The organism is Weissella tructae (genome assembly GCF_000732905.1).
GTDB lineage: Bacteria > Bacillota > Bacilli > Lactobacillales > Lactobacillaceae > Weissella > Weissella tructae.
Genome location: NZ_CP007588.1, coordinates 57,103 through 69,187 on the forward strand (window position 1 = coordinate 57,103; position 12,085 = coordinate 69,187).

Genomic DNA, 12,085 nt, shown 5'->3' on the forward strand with positions numbered 1-12,085 from the left:
TAGCCCTTTGAGGGCTTAACTGTCATCTTTTTTTAAATTATTTGCCTTTTGTTTTGTGATTTAATTCACATTTTAGATTGAAAGATAACCGGCTCTTTGTTAAAATTAACTTGTGAAGTAGTTAACAAGTTAATTTTAATCGGAGGATTGGGAATTATGAAAGCAGCAGTTGTACGTCAAAATTTAGATGGATACGTAGATTTAATTGATAATTGGCAACCACGTGCATTGGGGTTTGGGGAAGCTTTGATCGATATGGAATATTGTGGATTGTGTCATACTGATTTGCATGTGGCAAATGGTGATTTTGGTGATCCAAACCAATTTAACCCGCGTGAGTTTAGCCGCGTTATTGGTCACGAAGGAGTGGGGATTGTGTCTAAGTTGGGAGAAGGCGCATCCGACTATCTAAAGGTTGGGGATCGTGTTTCTGTTGCTTGGTTCTATGATGCCTGTGGAAACTGTGAATTCTGTAATACAGGGAACGAAACATTTTGTCGTAAGGTACGCAATTCAGGTTATTCAATTGACGGTGGTATGGCACAACAAGCGGTTGTTAATGCCAAGTACGCTGTTAAAGTACCTGATGGACTTGATCCAATGGAAGCATCATCAATTACTTGTGCTGGAGTGACCATGTATAAGTCATTGAAGGTTGGAGAAACGAAGCCAGGGCAATGGGTTTCTGTTGTCGGAGCTGGTGGACTAGGTAATTTGGCAATTCAATATGCACATAACGTGTTTGGAGCCCGTGTTGTAGCGGTGGATGGAAATCCGGAAAAATTGGAAGCTGCTCGTGAAAACGGGGCCGAATTGTTGATTAACCGTAAGACGGAAGATGTGCCTGCAATTATTCAAGCGAAAACAGGTGGTGTCCACAATGCTCAGGTGACGGCCGTAAATGCCCAAGCTTTTAATCAAGCAGTAGAATCACTACGTCCAATGGGGAAGTTGGTAGCGGTGGCTTTGCCACAAGGTAACATGGATTTGAATATCGTGAAGACTGTATTGGATGGTATCACGGTTAGTGGATCATTGGTGGGAACGCGTACAGATCTAGCGGAAGCCTTTGAATTCGGAGCGCAAAAGAAAGTTAAGCCAATTGTACAACGTGCGGATATTCGTGATATTAATGATGTTATCGATGAAATGCACAACAATAAGATTACTGGGCGTATGGTCTTTGACTTTACATCATTGTAATGGCGTAAGTTTTAAGCGATAGTGAAAACTATCGGCTTTTTTGTTGACAAAATAATCTAGGTATAATATTATTCTTTGTATAGTATATAGTGTATCGGATATAACATTTAAGAAAAGATATTTTGGAGGATGTATCATGGCTAAGATTATTAAGTTTATTGCAATTGTTGGTGTGCTAGCGGCTGGAGTAGCTGGTGGTATGTATTACAAAGACACGTACATGGGGCAAGCGTACTACACGCAAGTTTCAACAAATGTGCAACCAACTACGATGAAGGATAATTCTGGAAAGTCTATGGGTGAAGTCTTTACTTATAATGAAAAAGCCTTTAATGATAAAGGGGAAGCCCGTGATCTAGAATGGAATGCATTTGAAGATAAGGCGTTTCCTGTTGGTACATGGGTGAAAGTAGACGCAAGTAAGAAGCGTACAATTGGATATAAGGTTATTAAGCAAAACGAAGTTCCTGAAAAGGCACAAAAAGCACTAGGTGCGTAGAAGTAAATAGAAAAAGCCGTAGTTACTTAAGTAACTACGGCTTTTTTCATATTAAGCGATGTTAATTAACCTTCAAATACCCAAGTAGCATTGTCCTTGGCCAAAAATTCATCTGACGCAGCAGGTCCCATTGAACCTGAAACGTAGTTAGGGAATTCAGCGTGTGAATTGTCCCAAGCTTCTTGTACGGCATCAACGAACTTCCAAGCAACGGCAACACCGTTCCAGTCAGCGAAGTTAGAACCGTTTCCGTCCATCGCATCGTGAATCATACGTTCGTATGGTTCAGGAGTGATAGCCTTGTCTTCTGCAGGTACTTGCCATTCCAATGTAACTGGACGTAGGGCGAAGTCTTCAGCAACCTTCTTAGCGTTCATCGTGAATTCAACCTTACCAACTGGGTCGATTAGAATTGACAAAACAGGGTTTACCAAAGCATCACCGGCCATACCGAAGATGTTAGCATCCTTCTTGAAGACAACGTCAACACGTGTTTGCTTAGCAGCTAGACGCTTTCCTGAACGGATGAAGAAAGGAACACCTTCCCAACGATCCATATCGAATTGTAGCTTACCAGCAACGAATGTGTTGTTTTGTGATTCAGCAGGTACGTCAGGTTCGTCCAAGTAACGACGTTGGCTACCATCGGCTGATTCACCGTATTGACCACGAACGAAGTTTTCAGCAACTTCATCTGCTGAGTAAATCTTCAATGCGTTAAAGGCAGCGTTCTTAGCAGCACGGATATCTGTATCAGTAAATGATGCAGGCTTTTCCATGGCTAGCCAACCAATGATTTGCATTGTGTGGTTTTGGATCATGTCGCGCAAAGCACCAGATGTATCGTAGTAACCAGCACGTTCTTCAACACCAAGTACTTCTGACAAAGTAACTTGGATGTTGTCGATGTAATCCTTGTTCCATGCAGCATCGATCAAGTTGTTTCCAAAACGAAGTGGTGCAATGTTTTGAACCATTTCCTTACCTAGGTAGTGGTCGATACGGAAGATTTGATCGTCATCAAATGCAGCAGACAATTCTGCTTGCAATTCTTCGGCTGTCGCGTATGATACACCGAATGGCTTTTCAATCATCAAACGGTTGTATTCACCGTTTTCAGTCAACAAACCTTCTGACTTCAAGTACTTAGCAATTGTACCGAAGAAACGAGGTGCCACAGACATGTAGAAGATACGGTTACCCTTCAAGTTGTACTTGGCATCCAATTCGTTGTTCAAGTCAAGCATTGGCTTGTAAGCCGCAGGGTCTGTAATATCTTGATGTACGTAGTAGAAATGTGAAATGAATGCTTCAGCATTTGCTTCGTCTTCTACGAAATCAGCGATTGATTCGCGGACCATTTGGTGGAATTCTTCAGTCGTTAAGTCTTGGCGCGCAGCACCGACTACGGCGAAGTGTTCTTGAAGGAAGCCCTTCTTGTATAGGTTGTAAACTGAAGGGTATAGCTTACGCTTAGCAAGGTCTCCAGTTCCACCGAAAAATGTTAATAATGTTGTAATTTCTTCAGGCACGATAACGACTCCTTTGTTAACAAAAAAATAATGATTCCCATAACCAAATCGTCCAATGTTAAATTGGGCATTTACATTGTCTATTATAAACTTTTTTTGATGTAAACGCTATCTTAAAATTAGCGATAAAACTGATAGATATAGGGTTATTTTGATACATTTTGATGGATAAAAGAAAAAAGAGAACAACATCTGTTGTTCTCTTTTTAAATGTCTGTGTTTAATCATGGAAAGCACGCGTCGTGTTGATAGCCTTATGCCATCCTTTACGTAAGCGATCACGCTTTTCTGTTGTCATGTTAGGCACGAATTGGCGTCCTTGTTCTAGGTACTGTTCCATATCGGCAAGGTTGTGCCAGAAACCAATTGTACGACCGGCTAAAAAGGCGGCGCCAAGTGCAGTTGCGTCTTCATCCATGGCACGATTGATTTGAATATCTGCAATGTCTGCTTGGAATTGCATCAAATATGGATTTCGAGAGACGGAACCGTCCGCTAATAATGATTTTAATTCAATTTCTGAATCCAAAGTCATGGTTTTTAAAATGTCCGCAGTACTGTAGGCGATAGATTGTAGTGTTGCTTTAACAAAATCATCTTTTGTTGTGCCTAAAGTTAGACCTAATGCTGTGCCTTGAGCGTGTGGATCCCAGTAAGGGGCACCTAATCCATTAAAAGCTGGTACAACATACACTTCATCTTGGTTTTCTGAACGTTCGGCTGCGCGCCACGCATCAACTTGCGTATCAATAAGACCGAGTTGATCATTTAACCATTGTAGTGCTGTTCCGGCAGAAAAGATTGATCCTTCTAAAGCATGTACAGGATGGTCGCCAACATGATAAGCGATGGTAGAAACCAAACCGTGCTTAGAATGAATAGACTTATTACCAGTGTTCATCATCAAAAAGGCACCAGCACCATACGTTGCTTTAACATCACCATCTGATAACCCTAATTGACCGACAAGTGAGGCGTTTTGGTCCCCAATCAAACTAGCAATAGGGATTTTCGTGCCGAAAAATTGAACAGGGCTTGTTTCACCCACGATTTCACTACTTGTTCGGATTTCTGGTAACAGGCTGCGAGGAATATTGAATAGCTCTAATAATTCATCATCCCACGTCAATGTTTCTAAATTCATTAACATTGTTCGGGATGCATTAGTTGTGTCTGTTACGTGAGTGGTTCCACCAGTTAGTTGCCAGGTTAGCCAAGTGTCGACCGTTCCAAATGCAAGTTCTCCCGCTTCAGCCGCAGCTTGTGCGCCAGGTACGTGGTCTAAAATCCAACGAATTTTAGTCGCTGAAAAGTAAGGGCTAACCGGTAGCCCTGTTCGTTCTTGAATGAAATCATGATGACCGTTTTGAATTAATTCTTCAGCAATATCTTTGGTTTGTACGGATGCCCAAGAAATTGCGTTATAGATTGGTTGGCCGGTTTGGCGATTCCAAATCATTGTGGTTTCGCGTTGGCTAGCGATAGCGATAGCTTTAATTTCCGTTGCGCGGATACCGGAATTAATCAAGGCATCAGCGATAGCGGTTTGGACTGATCCCCAGATGTCCATGGGGCGTTGTTCTTGCCAACCAGCCTTCGGCACGATTGGTGTTAAAGAAACTGATGTGTTTACGACGCGTCGGGCGTTTTGATTGAATAGGGCGGCGCGTGTTCCGGTCGTCCCTTGGTCGATTGTTAAAATGAGTTCAGGGCGTTCGATTGCCATGGTTGTTTCTCCATCCCAGTACATGTACTTTTTAATTTATAGAACTCAGTATACCAAATGAAAGGGTTTTCACATAATCTAATTTAAATTCAGGGGTGTTGGGGCTGGTTGAGAGGTGATTAAGTGCGAATTATCAGCCTATTTTTCGTGTTTTGCTTATAAAACAGATGATTAAATGAACGGATATGCTATAATTAGACCACTTATTATAAAAATAACCGAACGTTCGAGGAGCAACAAAATGAAAACAAGTCGCAGTGGTCGCTTAGTCGACATGACATATTATTTATTGGAACGTCCTCGCACACTTGTGTCGCTATCATACTTTTCTGATCGATACGACAGTGCGAAGTCATCCATTTCTGAAGATTTAACAATTCTAAAAAAGACGTTTGAAGAACGTGGAATTGGATTGTTGGAAACAATCTCTGGTGCCGCTGGTGGTGCTCGTTTTACACCATATATGTTGCGTGAAGAAGCTGATGAATTTATTTCATCTATGACCAATGCAATTGATGATGACACACGTGTCTTGCCAGGTGGATATGTTTATTTGTCAGACTTGTTAGGTGATCCACGCATGTTGAATCATATCGGTCGCTTGATTGCGACGCAATATTTGCGTGAACCTATTGATGCAGTTATGACAGCTGCTACAAAGGGTGTGCCGGTTGCACAAGCTGTTGCTAATGAATTGAATGTGCCATTTGTTATTGTTCGTGACGACACGAAAGTGACGGAAGGACCTACCATGTCAGTTAATTATGTAACTGGACAATCACAGCGACTAGAAAAGTTGGAACTATCACGTCGCTCATTGCCAATGGGATCACGTGTTTTGATTGTGGATGACTTTATGAAGGCTGGAGGAACTATTCGTGGAATGGCTTCTTTGGTTAAGGAATTTGAAGGACAAGTTGTCGGGACAGCTGTTGTCGCAGAAGGTTACGCTGAGAGTCGTGTGATTGATAAGTACACATCATTGGTCCGTGTCGATGCAAACCAAGAAAATGGTGGTGTGACGGTAGCGCCTGGGAATTATGCAACTGAAATTTACATTGGTAATGAACCAATTGGATTGCGTAACGTGTAGTGACCTCAACTAGGAAACAGAAAAAAGGGGAGAAAATAATATGGAACGTCATGTCATTATTTTAGCTGCGGGTAAGGGAACTCGTATGAAGTCAGACTTACCAAAAGTTTTGCACCAAGTAGGTGGAAAGCCAATGGTAGAACTAGTGTTGGAAACAAGTCAAAAAGCCGGTGTTTCAGAAATTGTAACGGTTGTTGGTCATGGCGCTGAACAAGTTGAAGCGGTTATCGGTGACCGTAGCGCCATTGCACTACAAGCAGAACAATTAGGAACAGGGCATGCCATTTTAATGGCAGAACCACAATTGGGTGGTAAAGAAGGGATGACATTGATTGCGTCTGGGGATGCGCCTTTGTTTACTATTGATACATTTGAAGCTTTGTTTGCAAGTCATGCGGCTTCTGGTAATGCGGTGACTGTATTGACAGCGGATGCACCAAATCCAACAGGATACGGACGTATTATCCGTGACGAATCTGGTAATGTTTTGCGCATTGTAGAACAAAAAGATGCCAATGCGGCTGAACAAGCAGTTCATGAAGTAAACACAGGGGTTTATGTGTTTGATAATAAGCTTTTGTTTGAAAGTTTGCATGAAGTGACAAATGACAATGCGCAAGGTGAATACTACCTACCAGATACATTGGAAATTTTGCGTAAGCAAGGCCAAACGGTTGGTGCTTTCCAAATGGATGATTTTGATGAATCAATGGGTGTAAATGATCGTGTTGCCTTGGCGCAAGCAAACCGTGTTTTGCGTGATCGTATCAACACGATGCACATGCGTAATGGTGTTACATTGACTGACCCAAGTACGACTTACATTGAAGGTGATGTTGTTATCGGACAAGATACAATCATTGAACCAAATGTTATGTTGCAAGGAAATACAACGATTGGTAGCCGTGTTGTCTTAACAGCGGGCACAAAGATTGTTGATTCTGTTGTTGAATCAGAGGTTCGTATTGACTCATCTTACATTGAGTCTTCAGTAGTAAAGTCTCACGCAACGATTGGACCTTACGCACACTTGCGTCCTAAGTCAACAATTGAAGAGTCAGCCCATGTTGGAAACTTCGTAGAAGTGAAGAATGCGACATTAGGTGTTAACTCTAAGATGGGTCATTTGACATATCTTGGGGATGCGACCGTCGGTGAAGACGTAAATATCGGAGCCGGAACAATTTTTGTTAACTACGATGGTCTACACAAGGCCCATGCTACTGTAGGGGACCGTGTATTTATTGGTTCTAACACAAAGATTGTGGCACCAGTAACGATTGGAGACGAGGCGGTTACGGCTGCAGGGTCAACAATTACTGACGATGTACCATCTCATGCAATGGGGATTGCGCGTACGCGTCAAACAACTAAAGAAGATTATTGGAAGCGTACACCGTTATTTGAAAAATTCGGTCAATCTGAACAATAATTACAAAAAGTTCAAGTCGAATAGCTGACTTGAACTTTTTTATTATTCTCATACTAAAATCAGATTGAAGAAATGTGCGAAAGAGGTTAAAATAAAAAGTGACAAAGAACGTATAAATCACATAATTTATGGAGGCAGATATGGCGACCTATGGCGACGCTCATTTGAAAATTTTTTCATTAGGCAGTAATCGGCCGTTAGCTGAGAAGATTGCTGAATCAGTTGGCGTGGAGTTATCTGAAATTAACTTGGCGCGTTTTAGCGATAATGAAATTCAAGTTAACATCGATGAATCTGTACGAGGGGACAATGTGTACATCGTACAACCTACATCAGCTCCTGTTAACGACAATTTGATGGAGTTGATGATTACCATCGATGCTTTGCGTCGTGCAAGCGCAAAGTCAATTAACGTTGTTATGCCTTATTACGGGTATGCACGTCAAGATCGTAAGGCACGTTCACGTGAACCAATCACGGCGAAGTTAGTTGCAAACATGCTACAAATGGCAGGTGCAACACGTGTTCTTGCATTGGATTTGCACGCAGCGCAAATTCAAGGATTCTTTGATATTCCAGTTGATCACATGTTAGCCTCACCATTGTTGGCAGAATATTTGGTGACGTCTGGAATTGCTAATAACAACACAGTTGTTGTGTCACCGGACCACGGTGGTGTAACACGTGCACGTGCATTAGCAGAATTGATCGGTTCAGAAGAACCGATTGCGATTATCGATAAGCGTCGTCCTAAGGCGAATGTTGCTAAGATCATGAACATCATTGGTGATGTTAAGGGCAAGCGTGCCATCATGATTGATGACATGATTGATACTGGTGGAACTATTTCACAAGGTGCTCAAAAGCTTATTGATGAAGGTGCGTCAGAAGTGTATGTTGTTGCAACACACGCTATTTTCTCTGGAAATGCACCTAAGATTTTGGAAGAATCAGCGTTTGAAAAGGTTATCGTAACTGATTCAATCTTCTTGCCTGAAGAACGCCACTTCGGTAAGTTGGTACAAGTAAGTACTGCTGGTTTGATTGGTGAAGCGATTAAGCGTATCAACGAAAATCGTGCCGTTTCACCGTTGTTTAAGACGCGTTTCCATGATGAAAACGCAGAATTTACAACAGGAAAGCAATAATCTTTGAAAACCTGAAATTAGGCAACTGATTTTCAGGTTTTTTTGTATCCATTTTTTATAAATGAAATGAGGAATTTCTGATGTTTAAAGATACTGATTTTAATGTGTTTGATGACCCAACCTTAGACGGGCGTATGGATAAAATTCGTACAATCATTGACCCGACGTTTGAAGAATTCGCAGCAGCGGCATTGCCAATGCTGTTAGCTGACGGGCAAGAATGGTATGCGCATGTCGCAAAACACATTATGCGTAAGACGAACCCGGTTGATAACACTTGGGTGGCTTTTGCACCTAATAAGCGTGGTTATAAAATGATGCCTCATTTCGAAATGGGGATGTGGGCAGATCATATCTACCTATATATTGCCGTTGAAGAAAACATGAAACCAAAGCAAACGGCAGAAATTGTACCTAAGTTACAGGCTGTCGCACCGTTGGTTGCTGAATTACCATCGGCGTTTTCAATCAGTCAACAACACATGATTAATGCAAATGTACCATTAGAAGAGTATGCGGCAACTTTGGCACGATTTGAAAAGGTGAAGTCTGCTGAGGTCTTGGTTGGAGTGCGTATTGATCGTGGAGATGACCGTTTTGGGACTGAAAAATTGCAAGAAGACCTTCTGTCTGCGCTACAAGCGTTGTTGCCTATTTATGAAGGGTTAAAGTAAGCGTGTACTTTGTGTTTTTACAAAAAACACGCTTGCTAATTCTTGTAAAAATGTGTAAACTTATCTTCTGTGAGTATCGGTGAATTGTCACTGTGCTCCTTGCTGGCTCATGAGAGTCAGCCATAGACCAAAAGGAGGATTATATAATGGCATACGAATTAACGTACATCATTCGCCCTGACATGGACGCAGACGCTAAGAAGGCGTTGGTTGAGCGTTTTGACAAGATTTTGGCGGATAACGGCGCAACGGTGGCTGAGTCTAAGGACTGGTCATCACGTCGCTTTGCATACGAAATTGATGGTTACCGTGAGGGAACTTACCACATCGTCAACTTCACTGCTGAAGATTCAGCTGCACTTAACGAATTTGATCGTTTGGCCAAGATCTCAGAAGACATCTTGCGTCACATGATCGTTAAGCGCGATCTTGCTGAAGCTTAATTTAAATTAAGCAATTAATGCTTTTGAACAAATCTAGAAAGGAACTTTCCGATGATTAATCGTGTTGTATTAGTAGGGCGTTTGACGCGTGATGTTGAATTACGCTATACAACTTCAGGTGCAGCGGTTGGTACATTCTCATTGGCGGTTAACCGTCAATTTACGAATGCCAACGGTGAACGTGAAGCGGATTTTATTAACTGTGTTATCTGGCGCAAGTCAGCAGAGAATTTTGCTAACTTTACTTCAAAGGGATCTCAGGTCGCTGTTGAAGGACGACTACAAACACGTAATTACGAGAATCAACAAGGACAACGTGTCTATGTGACTGAAGTTGTTGTTGATAACTTCTCATTGTTGGAAAGTCGTGCTGAAAGCGAGCAACGTCGTGCTTCTACTGGAAACACAGCGCCTGCTGGTAATCAAAACAATAACTTTGGTGGTCAACAAAACGCCAATGCACAACAAAACCCATTTGGTGCACCTGCATCAAACGGCGGAAATGTGTTTAACGCGTCTAGTTCATCAAATGATCCTTTCGGTGGTGGTCAAGAGATTGATATCTCTGATGATGATCTACCGTTCTAAGCGAAACTTGTCTAACGACAACAGTCTATATATAGGAGGAATCAATCATGGCACAACAACAACGTCGTAGCGGTGGACCTCGTCGTCGCCGTAAGGTTGACTTTATTGCAGCCAACCACATCGAATACGTGGATTACAAGAACACTGAATTGTTGGAACGTTTCATTTCTGACAATGGTAAGATCTTGCCACGCCGTGTAACTGGTACATCAGCTAAGAACCAACGTAAGGTGACTGCTGCTGTTAAGCGCGCACGTATTATGGGTCTTTTGCCTTTCGTTGCAGAAAACTAACATAAATTAAAACACCAAGTCTTCGGACTTGGTGTTTTTTTGTTGGATTTAATAGATAGGTGATGTTGAAGTATTGCAAGTGTATCGCGAGTCTCTTGTTAGATGTCGTGAAACGGCGTAGTAGACGCTGTGAGAGGGTTTTGTATCATTAGTGAGAGAAGAGAAGAGAAGAGAAGAGAAGAGAAGAGAAGAGAAGAGAAGAGAAGAGAAGAGAAGAGAAGAGAAGAGAAGAGAAGAGAAGAGAAGAGGTAAATGTTTTGAAAGCACAAAAAAACCACCAACCGAAGTTGATGGTTTAAAGGATGGACAAGCTGGGGCTCGAACCCAGGACCCACGGATTAAGAGTCCGTTGCTCTACCAGCTGAGCTACTTGTCCAAAACGTTTGTTGTTTTAACAACAGATATTAATATATCACCTTTTAAGCTTGATGGCAAGCTTTTTTTAAAGGTTTTTACAAAAATAATTTTTGAAGTAATCTCGGTTATTTTTGAATGGACAAGCTGGGGCTCGAACCCAGGACCCACGGATTAAGAGTCCGTTGCTCTACCAGCTGAGCTACTTGTCCAAAACGTTTTGTTGTTTTAACAACAGATAATAATATACAATTTTTTGAGCGTGTTGACAACCCTTTTTTTGAAAAAAATTCAAAATTTCTTAAATTGGCTCATATTGGCCCATGATGATATAATATGAACAAACACACCGACCGTCTGGGAGGACTTAAATATGACAAAAATTTTAGTAGTTGATGACGAGAAGCCAATCTCGGACATTATTAAATTTAACTTGAGTAAAGAAGGCTATGACGTTGTTGTAGCAATGGATGGTAAAGAAGCTTTGGAAGTATTCGAAGTGGAATCACCTGACTTAATTTTATTGGATCAAATGTTACCTGAAGTAGAAGGAACAGAAGTATTGCGTCAAATTCGAACAACTTCTCAAGTTCCTATCATTATGGTGACGGCTAAGGACTCTGAAATCGACAAAGTTCTAGGATTAGAGATGGGGGCAGATGATTATGTCACCAAGCCATTCTCAAATCGTGAATTGTTGGCCCGTGTAAAAGCGAACTTACGTCGACAGGCTCCAATGGCAGTTGCAGTAGATGAAGTAGAAGCTGGAGATATCAAGATTGGTTCATTGATTATTCATCCAGATGCATATATGGTTGCTAAAGATGGTGAAGACATTGAATTGACTCACCGTGAGTTTGAATTGTTGCACCATTTGGCAAAGCACATTGGTCAAGTGATGACCCGTGATGATTTGCTACAAACGGTTTGGGGATTTGATTACTTTGGAGATGTCCGTACAGTAGACGTTACCGTACGTCGAATTCGTGAAAAGATTGAAGAAGCACCAAGTCATCCACAAATTTTGATGACGCGACGTGGTGTCGGATACTACCTCAAGGTGGCTGAAGACGCTTAAGGCGTGCGAAGTTGATAACGAG

Annotated in this window: 12 protein-coding genes and 2 tRNA genes; 10 read left to right on the plus strand and 4 right to left on the minus strand. The window is 41.7% G+C overall.

Translation table 11 applies throughout. The features are described from left to right. The first annotated feature begins 156 nt into the window (after positions 1-156). Positions 157-1,203: an alcohol dehydrogenase AdhP gene (adhP, locus tag WS08_RS00280; RefSeq protein ID WP_038527980.1), complete on the plus strand. Its 1,047-nt coding sequence runs from the start codon at positions 157-159 to the stop codon at positions 1,201-1,203. A 136-nt stretch (positions 1,204-1,339) separates the two neighbouring features. Next, the gene (locus WS08_RS00285) at positions 1,340-1,702 is read left to right on the plus strand and encodes a YxeA family protein (protein ID WP_038527983.1); all 363 of its coding nucleotides are present in this window, start codon (positions 1,340-1,342) and stop codon (positions 1,700-1,702) included. Between the two features lie 65 nt (positions 1,703-1,767). Here the strand turns inward: WS08_RS00285 and zwf are convergent, their stop codons facing one another. Then, positions 1,768-3,234, minus strand: a complete 1,467-nt coding sequence (gene zwf, locus WS08_RS00290) for a glucose-6-phosphate dehydrogenase (protein WP_009495705.1) — start codon at positions 3,232-3,234, stop codon at positions 1,768-1,770. 220 nt (positions 3,235-3,454) lie between these two features. Continuing rightward, positions 3,455-4,960: a glycerol kinase GlpK gene (gene glpK / locus WS08_RS00295; protein WP_009495704.1), complete on the minus strand. Its 1,506-nt coding sequence runs from the start codon at positions 4,958-4,960 to the stop codon at positions 3,455-3,457. A gap of 241 nt (positions 4,961-5,201) precedes the next feature. Here glpK and purR point away from each other — a divergent pair, with 241 nt between their 5' ends. From purR to rpsR, 7 genes are all read left to right on the plus strand, one after another. Next, the gene (gene purR / locus WS08_RS00300) at positions 5,202-6,053 is read left to right on the plus strand and encodes a pur operon repressor (protein ID WP_009495703.1); all 852 of its coding nucleotides are present in this window, start codon (positions 5,202-5,204) and stop codon (positions 6,051-6,053) included. A gap of 40 nt (positions 6,054-6,093) precedes the next feature. After that, the gene (glmU, locus tag WS08_RS00305; protein WP_009495702.1) at positions 6,094-7,485 is read left to right on the plus strand and encodes a bifunctional UDP-N-acetylglucosamine diphosphorylase/glucosamine-1-phosphate N-acetyltransferase GlmU; all 1,392 of its coding nucleotides are present in this window, start codon (positions 6,094-6,096) and stop codon (positions 7,483-7,485) included. Positions 7,486-7,625: 140 nt separating this feature from the next. Further along, complete coding sequence (locus tag WS08_RS00310) at positions 7,626-8,633, plus strand: ribose-phosphate diphosphokinase (protein WP_009495701.1); 1,008 nt, start codon at positions 7,626-7,628, stop codon at positions 8,631-8,633. Between the two features lie 80 nt (positions 8,634-8,713). After that, a complete protein-coding gene (locus WS08_RS00315) occupies positions 8,714-9,307 on the plus strand; it encodes a DUF1054 family protein (protein WP_009495700.1) in 594 nt (197 codons plus the stop codon). 146 nt (positions 9,308-9,453) lie between these two features. Next, positions 9,454-9,750 (plus strand): 30S ribosomal protein S6, encoded by a 297-nt coding sequence (rpsF, locus tag WS08_RS00320; RefSeq protein WP_009495699.1) that lies wholly within the window; start codon positions 9,454-9,456, stop codon positions 9,748-9,750. A 51-nt stretch (positions 9,751-9,801) separates the two neighbouring features. After that, positions 9,802-10,338 carry a single-stranded DNA-binding protein gene (gene ssb, locus WS08_RS00325; protein ID WP_009495698.1) on the plus strand — a complete coding sequence of 179 codons (537 nt, stop codon included), beginning with the start codon at positions 9,802-9,804 and terminating at the stop codon, positions 10,336-10,338. Positions 10,339-10,385: 47 nt separating this feature from the next. Next, the gene (rpsR, locus tag WS08_RS00330) at positions 10,386-10,631 is read left to right on the plus strand and encodes a 30S ribosomal protein S18 (RefSeq protein ID WP_009495697.1); all 246 of its coding nucleotides are present in this window, start codon (positions 10,386-10,388) and stop codon (positions 10,629-10,631) included. Positions 10,632-10,934: 303 nt separating this feature from the next. Here the strand turns inward: rpsR and WS08_RS00335 are convergent. Both WS08_RS00335 and WS08_RS00340 read right to left on the minus strand, forming a co-directional pair. Continuing rightward, positions 10,935-11,007: transfer RNA gene (locus WS08_RS00335), tRNA-Lys, on the minus strand. Positions 11,008-11,124: 117 nt separating this feature from the next. Next, positions 11,125-11,197, minus strand: a tRNA-Lys gene (locus tag WS08_RS00340). A 161-nt stretch (positions 11,198-11,358) separates the two neighbouring features. Here WS08_RS00340 and yycF point away from each other — a divergent pair. Beyond that, positions 11,359-12,063 carry a response regulator YycF gene (gene yycF, locus WS08_RS00345; RefSeq protein ID WP_009495696.1) on the plus strand — a complete coding sequence of 235 codons (705 nt, stop codon included), beginning with the start codon at positions 11,359-11,361 and terminating at the stop codon, positions 12,061-12,063. Positions 12,064-12,085: the final 22 nt, after the last annotated feature.

Coding starts and splice junctions, on each gene's coding strand:
- adhP (WP_038527980.1), top strand. CDS start 157: ATGAAAGCAGCAGTTGTACGTCAAAATTTAGATGGATACGTAGATTTA.
- WS08_RS00285 (WP_038527983.1), top strand. CDS start 1,340: ATGGCTAAGATTATTAAGTTTATTGCAATTGTTGGTGTGCTAGCGGCT.
- glpK (WP_009495704.1), bottom strand. CDS start 4,960: ATGGCAATCGAACGCCCTGAACTCATTTTAACAATCGACCAAGGGACG.
- purR (WP_009495703.1), top strand. CDS start 5,202: ATGAAAACAAGTCGCAGTGGTCGCTTAGTCGACATGACATATTATTTA.
- glmU (WP_009495702.1), top strand. CDS start 6,094: ATGGAACGTCATGTCATTATTTTAGCTGCGGGTAAGGGAACTCGTATG.
- WS08_RS00310 (WP_009495701.1), top strand. CDS start 7,626: ATGGCGACCTATGGCGACGCTCATTTGAAAATTTTTTCATTAGGCAGT.
- WS08_RS00315 (WP_009495700.1), top strand. CDS start 8,714: ATGTTTAAAGATACTGATTTTAATGTGTTTGATGACCCAACCTTAGAC.
- rpsF (WP_009495699.1), top strand. CDS start 9,454: ATGGCATACGAATTAACGTACATCATTCGCCCTGACATGGACGCAGAC.
- ssb (WP_009495698.1), top strand. CDS start 9,802: ATGATTAATCGTGTTGTATTAGTAGGGCGTTTGACGCGTGATGTTGAA.
- rpsR (WP_009495697.1), top strand. CDS start 10,386: ATGGCACAACAACAACGTCGTAGCGGTGGACCTCGTCGTCGCCGTAAG.
- yycF (WP_009495696.1), top strand. CDS start 11,359: ATGACAAAAATTTTAGTAGTTGATGACGAGAAGCCAATCTCGGACATT.